The organism is Ureibacillus endophyticus, assembly GCF_003628435.1.
Classification (GTDB): domain Bacteria; phylum Bacillota; class Bacilli; order Bacillales_A; family Planococcaceae; genus Ureibacillus; species Ureibacillus endophyticus.
The window spans coordinates 64031-85801 of record NZ_RBZN01000004.1 but is presented as its reverse complement, the minus strand read 5'-3'; the positions used below and the strand labels follow the sequence as shown (position 1 = coordinate 85801).

The 21771-nt window shown below is 35.2% G+C and carries 18 protein-coding genes and 1 riboswitch; of the genes, 3 read left to right on the top strand and 15 right to left on the bottom strand.

What is annotated here, in order from left to right:
* The first annotated feature begins 41 nt into the window (after nt 1–41).
* Nucleotides 42–767 (top strand): hypothetical protein, encoded by a 726-nt coding sequence (locus D8M03_RS03230; RefSeq protein WP_121213234.1) that lies wholly within the window; start codon nt 42–44, stop codon nt 765–767.
* Nucleotides 768–797: 30 nt separating this feature from the next.
* On the opposite strand, the gene map is transcribed toward D8M03_RS03230, so the two are convergent.
* Both map and thiT read right to left on the bottom strand, forming a co-directional pair.
* Nucleotides 798–1550, bottom strand: coding sequence for a type I methionyl aminopeptidase (map, locus tag D8M03_RS03225; RefSeq protein ID WP_121213233.1), 753 nt, complete (start codon nt 1548–1550; stop codon nt 798–800).
* 274 nt (nt 1551–1824) lie between these two features.
* A complete protein-coding gene (gene thiT, locus D8M03_RS03220; RefSeq protein ID WP_121213232.1) occupies nt 1825–2385 on the bottom strand; it encodes an energy-coupled thiamine transporter ThiT in 561 nt (186 codons plus the stop codon).
* Nucleotides 2386–2524: 139 nt separating this feature from the next.
* Nucleotides 2525–2632: riboswitch (TPP riboswitch) on the bottom strand.
* A gap of 133 nt (nt 2633–2765) precedes the next feature.
* Between thiT and D8M03_RS03215 the strand changes: the two genes are divergently transcribed.
* The gene (locus D8M03_RS03215) at nt 2766–3092 is read left to right on the top strand and encodes a magnetosome magnetite crystal formation protein family (protein WP_121213231.1); all 327 of its coding nucleotides are present in this window, start codon (nt 2766–2768) and stop codon (nt 3090–3092) included.
* A gap of 32 nt (nt 3093–3124) precedes the next feature.
* Here D8M03_RS03215 and D8M03_RS03210 read toward each other — a convergent pair whose 3' ends face one another.
* From D8M03_RS03210 to D8M03_RS03155, 12 genes are all read right to left on the bottom strand, one after another.
* Nucleotides 3125–6199 carry an SbcC/MukB-like Walker B domain-containing protein gene (locus tag D8M03_RS03210; RefSeq protein WP_121213230.1) on the bottom strand — a complete coding sequence of 1025 codons (3075 nt, stop codon included), beginning with the start codon at nt 6197–6199 and terminating at the stop codon, nt 3125–3127.
* Nucleotides 6196–7368 (bottom strand): exonuclease SbcCD subunit D, encoded by a 1173-nt coding sequence (locus tag D8M03_RS03205; RefSeq protein WP_121213229.1) that lies wholly within the window; start codon nt 7366–7368, stop codon nt 6196–6198. Before D8M03_RS03205 ends, D8M03_RS03210 begins: the two co-directional genes overlap by 4 nt.
* A 284-nt stretch (nt 7369–7652) precedes the next feature.
* Nucleotides 7653–8882: an aminopeptidase gene (locus D8M03_RS03200; protein WP_121213228.1), complete on the bottom strand. Its 1230-nt coding sequence runs from the start codon at nt 8880–8882 to the stop codon at nt 7653–7655.
* Nucleotide 8883: 1 nt separating this feature from the next.
* Nucleotides 8884–10032: a DEAD/DEAH box helicase gene (locus tag D8M03_RS03195; protein ID WP_121213227.1), complete on the bottom strand. Its 1149-nt coding sequence runs from the start codon at nt 10030–10032 to the stop codon at nt 8884–8886.
* Nucleotides 10033–10157: 125 nt separating this feature from the next.
* On the bottom strand, nt 10158–10868 hold the full coding sequence (gene cuyB / locus D8M03_RS03190; protein ID WP_121213226.1) for a cysteate racemase: 711 nt from the start codon (nt 10866–10868) through the stop codon (nt 10158–10160).
* Nucleotides 10865–12085 carry a carboxylate--amine ligase gene (locus tag D8M03_RS03185; RefSeq protein ID WP_121213225.1) on the bottom strand — a complete coding sequence of 407 codons (1221 nt, stop codon included), beginning with the start codon at nt 12083–12085 and terminating at the stop codon, nt 10865–10867. Before D8M03_RS03185 ends, cuyB begins: the two co-directional genes overlap by 4 nt.
* Before the next feature lie 224 nt (nt 12086–12309).
* Nucleotides 12310–13491, bottom strand: coding sequence for an acetyl-CoA C-acetyltransferase (locus tag D8M03_RS03180; RefSeq protein ID WP_121213224.1), 1182 nt, complete (start codon nt 13489–13491; stop codon nt 12310–12312).
* 16 nt (nt 13492–13507) lie between these two features.
* On the bottom strand, nt 13508–15004 hold the full coding sequence (locus D8M03_RS03175) for a class I adenylate-forming enzyme family protein (protein ID WP_121213223.1): 1497 nt from the start codon (nt 15002–15004) through the stop codon (nt 13508–13510).
* A 59-nt stretch (nt 15005–15063) separates the two neighbouring features.
* The gene (locus D8M03_RS03170) at nt 15064–16212 is read right to left on the bottom strand and encodes an acyl-CoA dehydrogenase family protein (protein ID WP_121213222.1); all 1149 of its coding nucleotides are present in this window, start codon (nt 16210–16212) and stop codon (nt 15064–15066) included.
* A gap of 171 nt (nt 16213–16383) precedes the next feature.
* A complete protein-coding gene (locus D8M03_RS03165) occupies nt 16384–18132 on the bottom strand; it encodes a methyl-accepting chemotaxis protein (protein WP_121213221.1) in 1749 nt (582 codons plus the stop codon).
* A 165-nt stretch (nt 18133–18297) separates the two neighbouring features.
* On the bottom strand, nt 18298–18537 hold the full coding sequence (locus D8M03_RS03160; RefSeq protein WP_121213220.1) for a hypothetical protein: 240 nt from the start codon (nt 18535–18537) through the stop codon (nt 18298–18300).
* Nucleotides 18538–18582: 45 nt separating this feature from the next.
* Nucleotides 18583–19281: an arginase gene (locus D8M03_RS03155; protein WP_121213219.1), complete on the bottom strand. Its 699-nt coding sequence runs from the start codon at nt 19279–19281 to the stop codon at nt 18583–18585.
* Nucleotides 19282–19416: 135 nt separating this feature from the next.
* Here D8M03_RS03155 and D8M03_RS03150 point away from each other — a divergent pair, with 135 nt between their 5' ends.
* Nucleotides 19417–19977, top strand: coding sequence for an FAD-dependent oxidoreductase (locus D8M03_RS03150; protein WP_121213218.1), 561 nt, complete (start codon nt 19417–19419; stop codon nt 19975–19977).
* A 387-nt stretch (nt 19978–20364) separates the two neighbouring features.
* Here D8M03_RS03150 and D8M03_RS03145 read toward each other — a convergent pair whose 3' ends face one another.
* Nucleotides 20365–21699 (bottom strand): DUF2252 domain-containing protein, encoded by a 1335-nt coding sequence (locus D8M03_RS03145; RefSeq protein WP_121213217.1) that lies wholly within the window; start codon nt 21697–21699, stop codon nt 20365–20367.
* Between the last annotated feature and the right edge of the window lie 72 nt (nt 21700–21771).

Sequence of the window (21771 nt, the reverse complement as noted above, 5' to 3'; positions counted from 1 at the left end):
CATTTTATATGTATATAATTTTATAGAAAGGAGAGGAATATATGACTCGGTTATTCATCATCTTGTTTTCCCTAACAATTACCATGTATTTTACCCTCCAAGCATATTTGCTTAAGTTTAATGGGAAATCAACAATTGACATCATAAATCGTTTACCACTTTTATTTGCACCAGCAAATTACGTCTACTATTTATGGCTTATTGTGTTCATATTTCTTTTCCTATGGGCTAACAAATATTGGTCATTACGTAATACTGAAAAATCGATAACAAATCTTCAAACTATTTTTATTTCATGTGTTATGCTGCTGCAGATCAGTAACCTTATCTGCTGGCACTATGAATACTTTTTGCAATCATTAATTTTATTTTTCATTCAATTATTACTTATGTTTGCACTTTATTTAACGTATCCTTTAAAAAATGAAATGTTACGTATTCGAATACCAGTTGCAATCTATTTTGGTTGGTCTACTTACTTATTTATTCTACAGTTTTGCTACATATTGGTATATTATGGTTGGGAAGGCTTTGGTTTAAGTAATGCACTTTGGGCTGTTATAGTGATGACAGTTGGCACTGCAATTGCACTTCATTTACGTTACCATTATTACGATATTATTTTCCCTATTATCTTTATTTGGTGTTATATTGGTATTGTAATTGCAAACGGCTTTGATGAATTGTTAGTATCAACCGCAGCCCTTTTCCTAAGTGGTGTAATGATTGCTGGAATATTCTTTATGAAAAAAAATCCTGCACGCTAAAGTTTAAAAAAGCGTACAGGATTTTTTAAGTTAGTCTTCAATTTGCGTAAGGATAATTGGTTTGTTTTTCGTTACAACGATTGTATGTTCAATTTGAGCGACTAATGATTTGTCTGGCGTAATAAATGTCCAACCATCGCCTGATTCAACAATATGCTCTGCCTTTTCAGAAATGAATGGCTCTACAGCTAAAACCATACCATCTTTTAAAATTGTAGAATCCCATGCATCGTAATAGTTGAGTACGTGATCTGGTTTTTCATGTAAAGATCGACCTACACCATGTCCAGTTAAGTTCATGATTACCGTTAAGCCATGATCTCTTGCTTCACGTTCCACGGCTTTACCAATTTGGTTTAGTTTTGATCCTGCTTTAACTTTTGTCATTGCACGATCAAAGGCTGATTTAGCCACAGCACAAAGTTTTTCCTTTGCTTCATAGCCATCTCCTACAACAAAAGAAATACCTGTATCAGCAAAATAACCATCTAAAGAACCTGAAACATCAATGTTCACAAGATCCCCTTCTTCAATTACACGGCTACCAGGAATTCCATGAGCCACTTCATGATTTACACTGATGCAAGTATATCCAGGAAAATCATATTCGCCTTTTGGACCAGAAATCGCACCCTTTTCAGCAAACATACGACCTGCAATTTCATCTAACTCTTTTGTTGTTACACCTGGTTTTGTAGCTGCTTTCATCGCATCACGAATTTCAGCACAAATGCGACCAATTTTTTTTAACGCTTCTAATTCTTCACTTGTATTAACTATCATCGATAACGATCCTTCCCTATATCATTTCATTTATACTATATCATATTCGTAAGCTTATGTTGGTCCATTCCGTTTTACAAAGTGTATTTTGTGGATAAGTTAGTGAGATGAGGATTTGGAAAAGAAACTATACGATACTGATGGAATTTTACGTTTATGATTTATTTTTTCTTCGATTTGTCCTGCAACTCCCACCTAAAAATTATTTTAGTCTTAATGTGCTCAAAAAAAGTCGATTTGCATCAACAAAATGCAAATCGACTTATAGAAAATTTTATACTGCTGTTTTTAATAATCTTGGAGCTGATGAGAAAATAAATGAGCCGACAATCGCAGTTAAAATAATAGCTGGAATCATATAAGAACCATTATAGATTAGTGTGTAAACCCAAACATTTTGATCACCTGCGTACTCTGCAAAGAATATCGCACCAGCAAGAGCATGGGCAGCGTAACGTAATAAACCACCGATTACAATACCCAGAACAATATATAAACTAATTTTCTTCTTATTAAGGTTATTCGCCGCTTCAACAATTTGATGACGGAATAATCCTGCTAAACCAACTACAGTAAATGCAACTACATAATCTAGTAATGCCTGTGCCCAGTGAAGAATATATGCTCCTAAAGCCATTTGTAATACACCAATTAAAAGCCCTGTGACTAGTCCGGCAGAAAGCCCCCAACGAACAGCAATAACTAAAATAGGTAGCATTACAAAGCTAATAGAACCACCTTGAGCCCAAAGTGAAAAAGAAATTTTATCTAACACTAATCCAACTGCTGCAAAGATAGCAATTTCCACAAGCATTAGTAATTTTGATTTGTTCATAACAAGTCTCCTCTCCTTATTCCGATGTAGAACATTTGAGAAGGAATAGAAATCGTTATGTAGTTTCTCCCTATGCTTATAGTTCATACTAAAAGCATAAAAAAATGACATCAGGACAGATCCTGACGCCATGTATGGGTTCGGTTTCTATCCACATCCCTACGCAAGTGCTAACTTACAGGTTCAAAGAGTTAGTGCAATACGTGCACAATCTCAGCTGACTTCATCAGCTCCCCTTGTGGTAATACATCTTCTTTAATTGTTTGAACAATCTCATTTTATCAGAAACTCTTTATTTTTCAACTAGAATTTAGTTTTTTTGAAACTAAACTGAATAAAATTCCGTATATGTATTATATTGGAAGTAAGGAGAGAATTTAATGGATAATAATAAAATCATTTCTGCACTTTGCTATGTTAGTTTATTGTTTGCACCTTTCTTACTGCCTTTAATCGTTTATCTTGTAATAAATAACAATGAAGTAAAATATCATGCGAAACGTGCATTTATTTCGCATTTGATTCCTGTTGTTATCGGAATGCTACTCGGCATATTTGGGATATTCGGGATTTTTAGCGTTACTAGTACTGAAATAATGAATGGATTCGTTATTAGTTTATTTATTTTTATGGCAATTTATTTCCTTATAACAATCATTTTATTAATTTGGAATTTGATTCAGGCTGTTCGAGTTTTAAAAGCTTAAAAACTGCACTCCATAATCAGAGTGCAGTTTTATTATTTAAGAGTAATTTTTGTCCTACTATACCCCTCTTTTAATTTCACCACTTCTAAAATAGCTGGCATAGCAGCTTTTAGTTCATTTACGTGGGAAATGACCCCAATCATTCGTCCAGATTTTTGAAGATCAATCAAAGTATCGATTGCTTTCATGAGGGATTCTTCGTCTAGTGAACCGAATCCTTCATCAATAAACATCGTATCAATTTGTACACTTCCTTGGAAGCTTTGTATCACATCCGCCATACCCAGGGCAAGACATAGTGAAGCATTAAATTTCTCGCCACCGGAAAGGGATTTTACATCACGTGATTGCCCAGTATACGTATCATATACATCAAGACTTAAACCACTTTGACGTCCGTGGGATTCTTGTCTGTCTGAACATTGTAAATAGTACTGACCATTTGATAAATTTCTCAATCGAATATTTGCAGCTTCCGTTATTTGCTCCAAATACCCCATTTGTACATATCGTTCAAAGGAGATTTTTTTACTGTTTTGCCCCCGTAATAAATTATATAAATCAATAATTTGAGCTGATACTTCCTCTAATTGATGAATTTCAACAGCTACACGATCTAACCTGTCTGAAAAATCAATTGCATGTCTTTCATACTCTTTCGTCAGATTAAGAGTTTGCAACGCATTTTCATAACATGTTTTTAATTCATTTAATTGTTCTTGTGCCTGTGATAAATCTACTTTCTCTATACCTTTTAATTGTTGACGTTCTTCTTGTACTTGAGTTGTTAAGGAATGAAGTTCATTGGAAAATGCCATGTAGCTTTCCTGAAGTTGTTGAATTTCCTGTTCAGAACGAATGGCTGCAATAAATTGCGAGTAACCATCAAACCCATTTTCTTTTATTGTTACAACTAACTGCTCTTTTGCAGTTTTTAAATTTTCTTCTAATTGTTGTAGAGTTTGGTTAATGTAATTATATGCCTCTTCATTGGAAACCACAGACTTCTCGACAGTTTGCAGATTTTTCTGTGCAGATTCCCATGCTTGATATAATACATCACGATGTTTCTTTGCTTCTTTTAGTGCTTGTTGCAATTGGATAAGTTCTTGCAAATGACTCGGAATAGAAAGACGTTGCTGTTCTAAAATCGTACGTTGTTGAACTAGCTGCTCATTGATGATTTGATAGTTTTGTTCCAGCTGTTTACGATTTTCATCTTGTTTTTCGTGCGAAATTTTCAACTGTTTTAACTGCGTTTTTAAATGAGCAAGTTGTTCTGCATCTTTTTGTAACTGTAGAACACGGTTGTTTACATCATTAAATTGTTGGAAGTATTGATTTTGTTCATGAATCGGTGCATGTAAGTTTTCTAAAGACTCTTCAAATTGTTTCGTTTGCATAAAGCTTGCGTTTAGATTCGCCTGAGCATTATATTTCATTTGCTCAATTTGAGAAAGATTCGACTTTAAATTCTTTAATGCTTGTTCATCGATAAGATCCATATGCTCACGATTCACAGTTTTGTGGTCTGTGCTTCCACATACAGGGCAAGGTGAACCAGGAACTAAATTAGCCGCAAGAAGTGCTGCTTGATTACTTAGCCATTTCATTTCTTCCTGATTATAGAGGTCTCTTGCATTTTCATACTCCGTTGAAATCGTCTCGAACTGCTCAGTTAATGTTCGATGACGTGATAAATGTTCATTGTACTTTGTAAAGGTTTGAACAACTTCGCGTAAATAACGTTGTTGCTCCATTGTCTCATTTAAATTTTGAACTTTTCCTTCAAGCTGCTCCACTTGTCCGTTTAAATTTAATAGTTGGTATCGACCTTCTTCTAGTTGGACTTCAGCCTGTTGAAGATTAGATTTCGCCTCATTGTATTTCTTTGTGATTAAATAGACTACTTGCGTTTGTTTTTCGATCTGTTCATACAGAGGTAACAATTTTTCCAATTCAATTACTTCTTTGGTTGCGGCATCCCGTTCGTTCTGTTTTGTTAACTCTATTTCGTAAACTTTCTTTGCCTTTAATAGATCAGATTGAGCTTGCTTTAATTGATTAGCTATTTGTTCTAATCGACGTTGTTGGAGTTGCTTTTCTTCGTTTATTTCATGGCATCGTTTGTTTAATGGCTCAATTTTACTTGCACGAATCGCCGCTTCATAATCCTTTTTCATTTGGTCAAATTGTGGCTTTTGTTGTTCCATCTCCTGAAGATTAAAACGCTTTTTTTCATAGGCATCTAAACGATCATTCATCGCTTTGTTTGCCACATAAAGCTCATATTTCTCGTTATATTTATTAAGCGCCTCTTCGTATTGCTTTTTATCCTCTTTCATCTTCTGTTGATAAAATTTAATTTCTTCATCTAGACCGTCTTGGAGTTGATATATGTTCGAATGTTGATCTAATAAAGAAAATAATAATGATTCACGCTTAGGTAATGCCCCCGAAATTTGAGCAATGATACTATTTTTTAATGCCCTTGCTTCATTTAACTGTTGTTCAGCTTGCTTTTTCTTCTCTTCCAGTTTTTGTGCCATTTCACCGTATCGATCCGTCTTAAAAATTTTACGTAAAATAGCTTCTTTATTATCAGATTGAGAGGTTAAAAGTTTACGAAATTCCCCTTGAGGTAACATGACAATTTGGTTGAATTGGTCATATGTGAGCCCGATAATTTCTTCAAGTTTTTTGTTAATATCCGTCACTCGCTGACGTTCTACAACAGGAACTTCTTGTCCATTTTGAATTTCGAACAACTCGTATTTTTCACCCGTTGCATTTTTACGACCTTCTTTCACATGGGACAACTGACGCAATACACGATAAGTTTTATTATGAATATCAAAAACTAGTTCAACAGCGGTATGGATGTTGTCTTCTGCAAAATCGCTTCGAAGCATTTTTGTATCTTTTCTGTCTTGCCCACTACCGTAGCCATATAAAGCAAAACAAATTCCATCAAATATAGTCGTTTTACCCGCTCCAGTTGATCCAGAAATTACAAATAGTCGATTATTTTTAAGCTCTGTAAAGTCAATAATCTCTTCATTTTTATAAGGTCCAAAAGCACGCATAGTTAATTTTATTGGTTTCATTTAACGACCACCTCATTTGATTCGCGTTCTTCTGATAACATGTCTTGAAGTACTTCTTCAAAAAGCTGAAGCTGAATTTCTGTCGGCTCACTTCCTACAATTTCCTTATAAAAAGCATGGAATAAACTTTTATCATCCATCTGTTCACGGCGAACTTGTCCTTCATTTTCGGTACTTTCAAGCTTAGGAAGTGCTTTACGCTCAACATGCATTGCATTTGGATAAACTGTTCGAATTTGCTCCATTGCACCAATAACTGGAGTTAAATCTGTTAAACGAACGAAAACATAATCTTCACTAACTTCATGTTTTAAAATTTCTTGTATATTACCTTCTACGATGCGTAAGTCTCTTCTTGGAATAAACGGTCGTTTTGTAATCGATACTTGTCCATCTTGATCCATGTCTACAATTAGGAATCCTTTCTCATGATCCGCCTCTGAAGCCGAATATTTTAAAGGGGATCCTGAATAACGGATTGTTTCATTTAATACATAATGCGCCTTATGTAAGTGACCTAGCGCTGTGTAATGGAATGACTTGAAATATTGTGCACTAACACATTCTGATCCCCCAATTGCTAAAGGACGTTCTGAATCACTCGTATTTTCTTCCTTGTCTCCATGGGGTGTAATGAAAGCATGTCCAATGAATACATGTCGTTTTGACTTGTCCATCTTTTCTTCGATGGTCTCAATTATTTTTTTCATTGCATCGTCATAGGTGTTAATGGAATCGTCATTAAATAAATGTTTAACAGTTGATGGTTCTGCAAATGGGACTAAGTGGAAATGAACTTCTCCAAATTCATCATGTAACAGGATTGGCTGCAAGTTGGCGTGGAGTTCTCCGATAATATGTAATCCACTTTCTTTCATGAGCTTGCTTCCAAACTGTAAGCGAGTAGGACTATCGTGGTTTCCTGCAATACTTAAAACAGGAACTTTACGTTTTAAAACAATTTCAGCTAATATTTCATCCAATAAATCTACAGCATCTACTGGAGGTAATGAACGGTCATATAAATCTCCAGCGATGATGACGACATCGGGCTTCTCTTCATCAATGGCTTGCAAAAATTGATGTAGAACATGGCGTTGATCTTCCGTCATATAAACACCTTGCACAAGCTTTCCTAAATGCCAATCAGCGGTATGGAATATTTTCAAATACAACACCCTTCCAAATCATTTTCTCCATTATAACATCTTTCGCTATGAATCGTGATAATTTTACGAACAAATATTCGTTATTTGTTTTTTGGTGGGGTTTATTTGCTTTTTTGGGTCGGGTATTTGCCGATTTGAATTGGTTATTTGCCAGTTTGCGTTGGGTATTTGCTGATTTGGACTGATTATTTGCCAATTTAGTTATTTGTCAATTCGGACCAGTTTCGCCAGTCCGCCAAAATCTAAAAACCCACCACAAAATCGTGGTGGGTTTTTACACAATATCAAAACGCCCAGTTCCCTTTTCGGAAAATCGGTTCCTCTGTTCCATCTGGTAAAATGCCGTCAATATCCATTTCCGCGCTACCAATCATAAAGTCTTCGTGGGTAATGGATGTGTTAATTCCCAGTGCTTCTAGCTGGCCTTCCTGTAATTCACGGCCACCTTCAAAACAAGTTGGATATGCTTCACCAATAGCTAGATGGTTTGAAGCATTTTCGTCAAATAATGTGTTGTAATAAAGAATACCAGATGATGAAATTGGAGACTGATGTGGTACTAATGCCACTTCCCCTAAATAAGAGGATCCTTCATCATTTGCAATTAAATCTTGTAACAGCTCATTTCCTACCTCAGCCTCAGCTTTTACAATTTTTCCTTTTTCAAATGTAAGAGAGAAACCATCAATGATATTCCCTTGATATACTAATGGCTTTGTATTACGAACAACTCCATTTACACCATATTTACAAGGCAATGTAAATACTTCTTCAGTCGGCATATTTGCAATAAATGTCGTACCTTCTGGAGTTTTACTACTACCAGATACCCACAGATGTTTTTCAGGAAGTTCAATTGTTAAATCTGTTCCAGGCGCTTTATAGTGTAGTTTGGAATATTTCTTTTCATTTAACTGCTTAGCACGACTTTCTAAATTCTCTACATGTTTACGCCATTTCTCAACTGCATCGCCATCACCAATACGAACCGTTTGGAAAATTGCTTCCCAAAGTGCATTTACTTGTTCATTTTCAGGTAAATCAGGGAAAACTTTCGCCGCCCATTTTTGTGAAGGTACTGCAATAATGGACCATGCGATATCGTCATTCATTACAGCTTTACGATAACGTACTAATGCTTCTCCAGCTGCCTTTGTTTGTGCAGAAATTCTTGAACTTTGAATACCTGCTAATAGGTCTGGATCTTCCGCGTCAATCCATAAAAGTGCACCTTTACGTTCGATTAATTCATCGCGTTGGGCAACAATCCATTTTGGGTACTTACTAAATTCCTCTTCTGCCCCTAATTCATAAAAGGCACGAGTAAACACCGGGTCAGATAAGTTTACTTGAACTCTCCCTGCACCAGCCTCATAAGCTTTTTTCACCACAATTCGAGTAAAATCCAATGTATCTGTTGAAGTATTAATTAATAAGTATTGACCTTTTTGTATGTTAACGCCAACTTTTACTGCAAGTTCGGCGTATTGTTCTAGCTTTTCTTCAAACGTCATCTTATTTCCCTCTCTTTTGCGAAACAGTTTTTGAATTTCCTTCAACTAATTTTCCTTGATACCAAACTTTTTGAATTGTTTTTACACCCATTTCGCGTGTTAACTTTTTATACGTTTTTTCATCGCGATATGAAAGAAGTGTTAATACTTCACCATCTGCACCAGCGCGCCCTGTACGGCCAGAACGATGTGTATATTGTTCAATCGTATGAGGTGCATCAACATGGATAACATGTGTTAATCCTTCAATGTCTAATCCACGAGCAGCGATATCTGTTGCAATTAAAATTGTTGCCTCACCTTTACGGAAAGCATCTAACGCTTTTTTGCGTTCTTCTTTTTTCATGTCAGAATGTAATGTCACAACTTTTGCATCTTTATATTTTAACTTTGACTCTTTCATTAATACTTGGTCGATATTGTTAACAAAGGCTAAACCGCGCAAACCTTCAATGTGAGCAAGTCTACGAAGCATATCTGTTTTATCTCGTTCATCCACTTTGATAAATGTATGCACCACTTTACCTACTTGCACCATGTCTTCAGGTTTAATTTCGATGTGTACTGGCTCAAACATTAATCGACTCGCCACAAGTTTGATTTCATCTGTAATTGTTGCAGAGACTACAACTACTTGGCGACCGTAAGCTGCACCTTCGATAAATGATTTTACAATCACACGATATTCACGACTTAAAAGTTGATCACATTCATCTAGTACTACCGTTTCAATTTCTTTAAGTTTTAACTTGTTAGCTTTCGCAAGTTCGTTTAAACGACCAGGTGTACCAACCACGATTGTTGGTTTCTTTTTCAGCTTTTCGATTTGGCGTGCTGAGTTGGCACCTCCAATTAGTTGCTGAACAGTGATATCTGTTCCTGCTATCCATTCACGAATAACCTCTACAATTTGCATTGCTAATTCTTGAGATGGGGCAACGATTAAAGCTTGAGTTTGTTTTTTGCTCCCATTTACTTTATTTAAAATCGGCAATACATATGCTAACGTTTTTCCAGATCCTGTTGGAGATTCTGCAACAACGTCCTTTCCTTCAAGCATTGCAGGAATCATTTCATCCTGTACTTTCATCGTTGTTTCAAATTTCCATTTATTTTGTAATGTTTCATTTAATAAATTAATCACTGACATGTTATACCCACCTTTAGTTACTTGCGTTTAGTTTACCATAATTTAATGAAATTACACGATTTTACATAGTGGAATTTCATAGGAAACTTCCCCACCAAAAAAACCTGCCTAAAAATAGGCAGGCATTAAACTCTAATTGGATTATTTAATTCATAACCACATGCCATAATCGCACTTTCTGCAAGGACAATGAGGGAATCGATGTAACGATTACTTAATTTTAACTCTTTATTAATGATTGATAGTTCTGTACAGCCTAAGATTAATTTATCGCAATTGAGTTCGCTCATCGCTTCTTCAATTGGTTGCCATTCCTTTAGCGATACGTCCCTACCTGCTTTTACATAATCATATATGATGGACATGATTTGTTTTTGGGTATCAGCATTAGGCAATACTGGTTCAATATTTTCTTCTATAAGTGCTTGTTGATATACTCCCGAAGTCACCGTCCCATCTGTTGCGAGTATTCCTACACGTTTTGCACCTAATATAGCCGCGCGTTTTGCCGTTTCTCGAATCATATGCAACACAGGAACTGGAGAACCTGATTGCAACTCTTCATAAAACGTATGGGCAGTATTACAAGGAATGCAAATTAAGTCAGCACCAGCGTTTGCAAGTTTGATAGCATCTCGAACTAAGTATGGAACAGGGTCTTCCTTTGTATTATCTAAAATGTATTCCGTTCGATCAGGGATTGTTGTGTCATTATCGATGATAGTATGAACATGTTCTTGGTCCTTTGATGCAAGTGTACGACGAACAATCATCTCACCGATAAACATAGTTGCTAATGGACCTACACCACCAATAATTCCTAATGTTTTTTTCATTCTTCCAAACCTTTTTTATTAAAGTATTTTTTATATTTTCGATAATAGTTTAAATTATTTAACGTTAGTTTTACCCATCGTTTTAAATTCATATCTTGTTTGAAATATAAAGAGTTTGTCCATTTGCCTTGGCGAATTAAACTTTTTGCTTCAATTTTCATTTTTTCGTTAGAAGCATATTTGAATAATACGCCTTTTGGGATGATCATCCATAGATGGCGATTGTCCGCATATGTTAATTCTTGTTTGATATTTAACATATGGTCATCTGCAACATATTTCATTAAGTTATAGCCAGCTGCCGTAACGAAATAGCTTGAACGGCCGTTACGTAAATTAATTTCAAATAGCTTGTACTCACCATCACGGACATCGTATTTCATATCAAAGTTTGCAAATCCTGTATAGCCGATATCTTCTAAGAAGAAACGAACTTGATCCAATAACTTTTCATCATGAGTCGTGATAATTGCCGCGTAACTTCCAATGCCCTCAGGAGAATGTTCCTCTAAAATCGGGTTACCTAAACACATCAATTTAACTTTCCCGTCTTTTCCTACGTACGCATTTAATACACGCATGTAAGAATCATCACCAGGGATAAATTCTTGAACTATCATTGTATCTTGATAAGTCGATGCATAAATTGCTTTTAAAATAGCAGACTTTTCTGCCTCATCATGTGCAACGAAAACTTTCTTTTTCCCAGGGAAAGAACATGCCCAATAAGCAACTGAGTTAGATGCCTTTAAGATGATTGGATAATCAAATGGCGGTGTGAAGTCTTCGTAATTATCCGCAGTGACAGTCGTCGTACCAGGATATTTGAAATTATATTTTTCACACATTTTATAAAAGTTTTCTTTTAATAAAATTTGATCCATTAACGATTCATCGATATATGGGACTGTAAAGTATTGTTGTAATACTGGTTTATTTTTAATAATTAACTTCGCATAATCATCACCACATGCGAGAAGCAATAATTTTTTATCAGGGTATTGTTTTGCTACCTTTTCTAGGGCTGGGACAAATACTTCCTGCTGATTTAAATTTTTAATTTCTTGGAAATGTAGAATTCGACTATCTTGTGTAGCCGTAAGATGCGAGCGTCCTAAAACGAGGGGTTTTAAACCATATGCTTCATAAAATGCTCGTGCCATTCCATATGCGTTCATATCTGAACCTAATAATATTGGTAAAAATGGTTGTTCCATTGTGTTTCAGCTCACTTTAATGTATTTATATAAGGATTAGTTTAACATATTTTTTTCACAAGTTAATAAGCATACGTTACTAAATTTTTTCAGCTCAGACAAGTACAGAGCAACATCATAAAATAAAGAGTTTTATTGTTTTACAAGCTATTCAATTGATTCTATCTATCTTTAATTTTTAGAACGAAAAAAAGCCGGCTAAAGTTGCCAGCTTTACGTCAACATTATAAAGATTCGATCACCATAGCTATTCCTTGACCTCCGCCGATGCAAAGGCTAATCACCGCATATTTGCCACCTCTTCGTTTTAGCTCATAGGAAGTCGATAACGCAATACGCGTCCCACTTGTTCCAACAGGATGACCAAGTGCAATCGCTCCACCATTTACATTCGTTATTTCACGATTTAAGCCAAGTTCTTTTTCCACTGCGATAAATTGTGCAGAAAAGGCTTCATTCACTTCAACTAAATCCATATCTGATAGGGTTAAATTTGCTCGTTCTAATGCTTGTTTGATAGCAGGGACTGGACCAATACCCATTATTGTAGGGTCAACTCCCGCTACACCCCAAGAGATAATTCGTGCAATTGGTTTTAAGCTATTTTCTTGAACAGCTCGCTCACTCGCAAGAACAACTGATGCTGCCCCATCATTAATGCCTGATGCATTGCCAGCAGTAACCGTTCCATCTTTTTTAAATGCTGGTCGAAGTTTCGATAAAATTTCTGTTGATGTGTTTTCTTTAATATGTTCATCTACTTCAATCGCTACTTCACCTCTTCTCGTTTTCACGTAAACGGGTACAATTTCTTCCTTAAAGTAGCCCGCTTCTCTTGCATGTGCTGCCCTTTGGTGAGATTGTACGGCAAATTCATCTTGTTCTTCCCGTGAAATATTATATATTTCTGCAAGTCTCTCTGCCGTCATGCCCATTCCTGAACCAGTATATTGATCTGTAAGTGTTGCTTGTAACATGTCAACAAATTGGAGATTCCCAAGCTTTTGTCCGTTAAATCTTTGTTCAAAATTAGCGAATGGCGATTGAGACATATTCTCTGCACCACCTGCAAGAACAAAATCTGCTTCACCTAACAAAATTTGTTGAGCTGCTGTAACGATGGATTGAAGACCTGATCCACATAAACGGTTTAAAATAAGGGCAGGGACATCTTGTGGGATGCCAGCTTTTAATCCGATATGTCTTGCTAAATAAGCCGCATTTACGCCTGTGTGAATCACATTACCATAAATAACGTGATCGATTTGATCAGGTTCTACATTTGAACGTTTTAACGCTTCGATTGCAGTAACTGTCCCAAGTTCAGTTGCATCGACGCTAGCAAATGAACCTCCAAAAGAAGTGAAAGCTGTTCTTGCCCCATCTACTATATAAACATTTGTCATGACGAATCCCCTTTATTTATGAATGATTTTCTACAAAATTAGAACGTAACGTGTGTTTTAACACTTTCCCTGAAGCATTTCTTGGTAATTGCTCTATAAATTCTACTTCTTGAGGGACTTTATATTTTGCTAATTGAGTTTGACAGTACTCTAAGATTTCCTTTTCCGAAATGGCTTCCCCGTTTTTAATGACAACAAATGCCTTTGGAACTTCCCCATATACTTCATGAGGTACCCCTACGACTGCTGCTTCTAATATTTGTGGAATTTGGTACAGAACTTCTTCCACTTCAACCGGATAGATATTTTCTCCACCGCGGTTAATCATATCTTTCTTACGGTCCACGATATATAAAAATCCTTCCTCATCAAATCGTCCAAGATCCCCGGAATATAACCAGCCATTTTGCACTGTACGTGCTGTTTCTTCAGGATTGCGTAAATAACCTTTCATCACTTGTGGACCTTTCACACAAATTTCGCCCACTTCTCCTATAGGTACTTCCTCACCAAAAGCATCGACTAATTTGATTTCTGTTCGCTCTAATGGACGCCCTACAGAACCAATTTTTGTTAAAGCATGTTCATCCGTTAACGAAGAAGCTGCAGGTGTATTTTCTGTTTGGCCATATAAGTTTTGTACTTTTACGTTAGGAAATGAATCCTTTAATTGTTTCACTAACTCATAAGGCATCGGTGCTGCTCCGTAACAGAATAACCTTAAATGTTCAAATTGGTAGTTTTTCAGTTCTGGTTTGTTTAGTAATATTGTGTACATTGCCGGAACACCGAAGAAAATAGTAGCCCTTGTATCTAGTAAATTTTTTAATGTTCTATCTGGTGAAAACGCCTCTTCAATAATGACCGCGCCCCCTTTATACATCGTCGGCACTGCAAATACGTGACTTCCTGCACAATGGAATAATGGTGTACAAATATACATGCGATCATTTCGATTCATCTTCATTGAACTCGACCAAATTTCTGCCGTCTCGAAAATATTTTGGTGTGTTAACATGACTCCTTTTGGCTTTCCTGTTGTACCGGAAGTATACATAACCACCGCTGTATCATTTGTTTTTAATGTTGGAAGTTTTACATATTCCCCGTTCCGACTCAAAATTTCATTAACTTGTCCAACACTAATTTTTTCTTCAAATGGATGTTTAGAGTTTTCGATTGTTTGTTGAATTTTTTCATCGTAAAATAATACTTTCGCTTCTGAATGAGAGAAGATATATTCTACTTCTGGTGGTGCTAGTTTCGTATTTACAGGCATACATGTTAACCCAGCTAGTTGTATACCGTAATAAACGGCTAAGAAGTAATGGGAATTCCCCATAAACTGCGCAACAATGTCTCCCTCTTTATATCCTTGTTGTAATAAATAACTTGCGATTTTTTGAGCATTTTTATAAAGCTCACTGTAGGTCCAGCATTGCTCTTCAAATTGAACTGCCGGTGAATCTGGATTACTCATTGCATGTTGTCTTAACACATTTGTAATAAACATTTAACGTCCCCCTATAATTTAGTGAACATAATCTCTATGTGTTTTTATGAAATTCAGCATTATTTTAGAATTTCTTTTGCAATAATTCCTTTCATAATCTCAGTCGTTCCTGCGTAAATCGCTGCAACAGGAATATCTCTATAGCGTCTGGCAATCTCGTATTCTTCCATATAACCATAGCCTCCATGAAGTTGAAGACATTCTGCTGCTACACGTTTTGCCATCTCACTAATCCACCATTTCGCCATGGACACTTCTTTTACTATGTTTTCCCCTGCAATATGCTTTTCTACTAGTGAGTTCACATAAGTTCGGCCAATATCAATTTCTGTCGCCATTTCTGCTAATTTAAATTGTGTATTTTGGAAATCTGAAATCCTCTTGTTAAATGCTTTACGTTCTTTAACATAGTCAGTCGTTATACGAAACATTTCTTCTGCCTCAATTTGCACTTCAATGGCAACGATGAGCCGCTCTTGCTGTAATTTTTCCATTAGGTAGTAAAAACCTTTTCCTTCTTCACCTAATAGATTACTAGCCGGAACTTTTGCCTCTTCAAATATTAGCTCGCCTGTATCTGCAGAATGCATGCCGATTTTTTTTAGCAGTTTTCCTCGTTTAAAGCCTGGTGTACCATCTTCTACAACAATTAAACTAATTCCTTTATATGCTGGGGTTGCTTTTGGATCTGTTTTACAAACGACCACAACATAATCAGTATTGATACCATTTGTAATAAATGTTTTTTCTCCATTTAAAATATAGTAGTCTCCTTCACGCCGAGCAGTTGTTTGAATTCCCGCTAAGTCTGAACCTGCTCCTGGCTCAGTCATCGCAATAGCAGAGATAAACTCCCCACTTACGCTCTTAGGCAACCACTTTTCTTTTTGTTCTTTTGTTCCGTAACTTTCAATATATGGTGTAACAATATCCGAATGCAAAACGATACCGCTCGCTAGTCCAGCTCCAACTCTTTCTAACTCTTCGGCTAAAATCATGGAATAGCCAAAATCTAATTGTAATCCACCATATTTTTCTCCTACTTGAGGACATAAGAAACCATTTTCACCTAACTTTAACCAAAACTCTCTAGGGATTCCTCTGTTTTGTTCCCATTCATTAAAGTAGGGAATTGCTTCTTTCTCTAGCATTTTTCTAAGAGATTTTCGAAACATTTGATGTTCATTCGTTAAAAATTGTTTGACCATCTAATCCCCCTAATACAGATTATAGAATTTTCTGATAATTTTACACTTATTATAACGATGTATTCGCTTACAATCAATAAAAGGAAATTCCAATACCAATTAGTATTTTATGTATATAAAATAAAAAACTTGCTTAGAAATGCAATTCTAAACAAGTTCTTAAACTATGGATTAACTATATTGAAGCTTTCTATCAATTAACAATTGTTGTAGTTGTTTCAGTTTATCAATAACATTTTTTGAAACTCGAGATACTTCGGTTAAATATTGCTCTGCTTGCTCCTTATTTCCACTTTCATAGGCTTGTACAGCTTTTTTAGCAATGTCGTAAACCAATTTATGAGGTTCTTCTAATTCTTTGAAAACTCTTTCGTTCCCTAATAGTTCTTTTCCTTTTCCATAATACCATTCACCTAATCTCGATTTTTCAGGTGATCCTATATCGATAATGGACATCTCCTCAAAGCCTAGTAATAGATTGTAAATTTTCCATCTCCATAAAAGATGATCCGTAATGGCTACTTCAATAATATCTTCTTGACTAATAATGAAGTTTTTCGAAATCGTTGTCGTACGATAATCATCTATCATTTTACTTAACTTATAGATTGCAGCACCAACTTCAAAGGTAATTTCTTTACTTTGCTGCGCACTTTCAGCGATATTTTTGTTTCGTTCTGAAACAGCTGAGGACGATTCTGCTTGTACTTTTGCACTTATAGCAATTTCTTCAAAACGTTCTCCTTGGACTTGTAATGATTTATTTAACTCTGTTAATGTTTGTGTTACATGGGAGGCATGATTTACACTTCCATGAAGTTCTTGAGATGATTGCTTTATTTGATGATTAATATCATTTGTAATTTTTAATAATTGTTCAATGTCATCATTAATTGATTGAACAGAATGCTTTGTATCATCTGCTAATTTTCGAACTTCTTCTGCTACTACTGCAAAGCCTTTTCCTGCTTCTCCAGCTCTTGCTGCTTCAATCGATGCATTTAATGCTAATAAATTTGTTTGATCTGCAATTTCTCGTATTAAACTCATTAATCTAGCAACACTATCTACACGGTCTACTAAACGTTTCACATCTTGTTGTACCTTTTGCTGACCTTCATCCGTCTTTTGTAGGATGGACGTTACATGTTGCAATGAATCTAAATCTTTATTTAAAGCATCTAATGACTGTTTTGTATGGCTTGCAATATCACCGACGGATGCCGCAATTTCCTCTATACTTGCATCAAGTTCTTGCATAGCATCACTTGCTAATAAAACATCTTGTTGCTGTACTTCTTGGAACTGTACAAGCTCTTTAATTTGGTCAAGTTGTGTATTATATTCAATTATTTTTCCTAGACCATTTACAACAGATCCACCTTGTATTTCAATATAAGTTTCCGTAATGATTTGAATATCAATTGTTACTAAACTATCGTACGTTAGCAAAACATCTAACATTTTTACTTCATCGCGTATGAGTTTTTTTACTATAAGAGGAATAAATAATTGATTAATTAGGGCATATGCGGAAATCATCCAGTTTGGTAAAACGCCTATCCTTGCATGGGTATAAGCAATTTTTCTACGTTTAAATACATACTCAATGGAAAGGTCATCTTCAAATAAGCTTAAAAAATGTTGATTTAACGTAACCTTTAAACGTTCAACTGAAGAATGCCCATTAATAATACTGCTAAACTTTGGAATGTCCATTAATTTTTTATAGAACATTTCTAAAATGACTTCACGGTTTTCATTATAAATTTCTGATAAACAACGAACTGACTCTCGGCGAATTTTTGTAAGAGTCAGAAAATCTAATTTCTCTTTAAATCGCTCATTTGTGTCAATGTCTGAATGATTTGTGTGGGAAAAATATTCATAATTTTGTAGTCTTCTACCTTTACCAAACATGGGGAATTCCTCCTAAGCAAACATGTATATAATATTCCATTTTAATATAAAAGTGTGTTAATAACATTAACTTATAAGTAAAGATTAGGTATTTTTTGTTAAAAGTATATAAAAAAATACTGACAAATTACTTACAAACTAAGAAATTTGTCAGTACTATATTCATTAATTATGCTTCTTTTCATCAGGAGATTCTTTTCGGAATACTTCTGTAATAAGCTCATCATCTTCAGCTTTTACACGTTTATTTAGCTCTTCAACTGGTATTGCATCGACTGTTTTCATATCTTCATGCATATCGAAAAGGCTAGGATTTTCTGAATTCACCATATCGGGTTTATCTGTATAAGGTAAATCCGCAAATGCAATTTTCTCTTTAGGTAAAGAATCCCAATCTTTATTCATCTTATAACACACTCCTTTTCTTTAGTGTGTTTCAAGATGGAAGCTTTATACCATTAAATATTGTATCTGTTCTGAAAAGGTAATATTTTTCGTATCCCATTTTCGTATTGGACAATCAATTACTTTATAAGGTAAGCCTAAACCATTTATGAATCCAACGAACTTTTTATCATACCATGGTGGGCTCCACGCTCCAGACCTACAGATATGGATGGCAGAGATAGTAATATCACCACATAGATCATTAAATTTTAAATAGTTTATATTAAATACCTTGTTCATTGGATAAAAATCATCCGGTTTTTCTTTTGTATATGGACTGTATATTAACGTTGCCCGTTCAATATTTTTTTCACTTAAAAGTTTTCCCAACCAATTAGCACAGGTAACATTAAAATTTAAAGAGGACAATCCCCCATAACCAAGATCTGAATGAGCATCAAAAAGATAAACTTCTTTACAATCGCATTCCTTAGCAATGGTGTAAGAAAGTGCATGAGAATCTGACACAAAAACTTTAATATTAGGGTCGAATTTAAACACTCGTTGTATTTTTTTCCAAAACCCCTCTATTTCTCCTGATAATTGAAAATAATTTAGCAGATTTTTCCCTTTAGATTTTTCTTGGAAATAACGTTTATACCAAGCATCAAGGAGAGACTTTTTGTTTTCTACGTAGGAATAAATAGTTTCATAGTTTGTAGAAATAAAATAGTCCCAATCAATAGAAAGTAAACTCCCCATTAATATCACCTCTATTTAAATTTTATCAACCTACGATAATATTTCAAATTTCTGATAATGGTGAATCATATGTTTAGTCACTTACCTATCTTTTTGTTAAAATTTTAGTAGATTAAGAAAAAGGAGGAATTTTTCATGTTTGAAGTTGCAATTATTGGTGGTGGACCTGCTGGAGGTAGTGCTGCAATTTTCACCGCAAAAGCAGGTAAGAAAACAGTTGTTATTGATAGTAATCAAGGTGTTACAAAACGTGCAATGTTATGGAACCACTATGGTGTTGAAGAAATTACTGGACCTAATCTGGTTGAAACTGGACTTAACCAAGCAAGAAAATTCGGTGCAGAAGTTGTTGAATCAAAAGTTACATCAATTGTTAAAGCAGATGAAGGTTTTACAATTACGACTGAAAATGGCGAATTTGAAGCAAAACATATCATTTTAGCAACAGGTTTCTTAACGGATTTAGCAGAAAGCATTGGACTTGCTACAAAACCGGGAACAGAACCTCGTGTTAAAACAATTTTCGATGTGGATGCAGCAGGTAAAACAAATGTAGAAGGCATTTGGGCAGCTGGTACATGCGCTGGAGTAAGCGTACATACAATTATTACTGCTGGTGATGGCGCAAAAGTGGCAATCAATGTAATTAGTGAACTAAACGGCGAACGCTACGTTGATCACGATGTATTAAAATAAAAACTTAATTGCAATAATGAGTTTGGGACAAAAATTGGTTTTTCGAATTTATTTAGAAATATTAGTGATGAAAATCTGCTATAGAAAAAGTTGATTGGAATGGAGTGTGGCTGAGTGTAGCTGACGGCATTCGCCTTTCGCTACAGAGCAAATTATATTCTGCATCGAAAGCGATAGCGTCAGATGCAAAGCTTCCTGCGGGAATCGCATGAGCCGAAAATCCATTTTTGCCGCCCATAGACGGCAAAAATCAGTTGAGGCCATGCCCGCGGAAAGCGTCCACACGGAATGGAAAGCAACTTCCTTCATATCAAAAAGACACCATTTTTACGTAGGAATGGTGTCTATTTAGTTTTGTACCAACCTCTTTTTACTTTAAAATTAAATCTAGAAAAATGATTCCTTTACCCATTCACAAAATAATTCATAATCATGATTTACTTGCTCTTTATACGAAAGTGCTGCTAATGAAATTTGAGTTTTAAACGCACCAAAGTCATCACCAATCGCATTTAAAATCTCTTCTTCACTTTCATGATTAAATAATTCAGCCTCCGTATCCACATCTGCACGAGAATGAATTTTCGCGGTTACTTTCCCCATAATTGTTATCGTTGCATCAAAAGCTTCAGGTGATAGAAGTTGTGTAGGCTTTACTTTCTTTTTATATGGAGATCGTTCACGAACATAAAATTCCCTGCCATCAATTGTTAAATAGCCTAAGTATGGGTCCTCAAGATGATGCATTGCTTTTTGTGTAGCAACAACCCGTTTCCCCTGATGCTCATATTTATTCCAAAACTTTTCACGATAAGGTAAGAAATAAGCTGGAATTGGCGAACGCACTTCTTTTACTTCAAGAACTAAGTCATCCACTCCATTCGCTTCTTTCTCGCCTTCAATTAAGATATAGTATCGATCTAATCCTATTGATGCTGTACCTGTACCGTGCTTCCGCGCTATATCTTTAATTGTATAATGAGAGATGTCCTTTTTATCGTCATGGTCAAGAGAATTAAAATAATTTTCTGTTAAATTTTCTAACAATGTTCGTTCTTCTACTTCAACTGGCTCAATTTCTTCAGACCAGTCAAAAACCCTTTTATTATCTTCACTAATATATGTGATGTCATTTAACAAATGATCTTTTTGTCTTTTAGCTAATTTTTTTAATACCTTTTTAACTGGCCCCTTTGTATTTTCAACTGTAAATGTTAATGTATATGGGTCGTCCTTCCCCTTCTTGAAACGTTTTAATTGCGCATAGTAGGCTTCTAAATATGTTTCAATTCGCTCTTCCTGTTCTTTCTCAGACAATCCATTTGCTTCACAATATAATGCAATACTAACTGCCATTCTTAAAACATCATATAAATATGAACCAATATACCCTTCATCAAAATCATTTACATCGTAGACAATTTCCCCATTTTCATTTTGGAATGCCCCGAAGTTTTCCATATGCAAGTCGCCTTGAATCCAAGTTGGCTTATCAATATGTGTATGGAAAGAAAATGGAATCTTTGTTGCATCATAATAATATAAATAGGCACTACCTCTAAAGAAACGAAACGGACTTTCCATCATCTTCGAATACTTCATTTTTCTTTTTTCATTATCAAGCCCCATACATTGTTCATCAAATTCATTTAAAATATTTTCAATAATATGTTTCCGTAGAACATTTCTCGTATCTTTAACTCGATTTAATAACGCCTCCATTACAATCCTCTCCCCTTTGTATGTGTAGTAATTCTATTATACTCCCATTCTATTAAAGTATATTAATTGGAA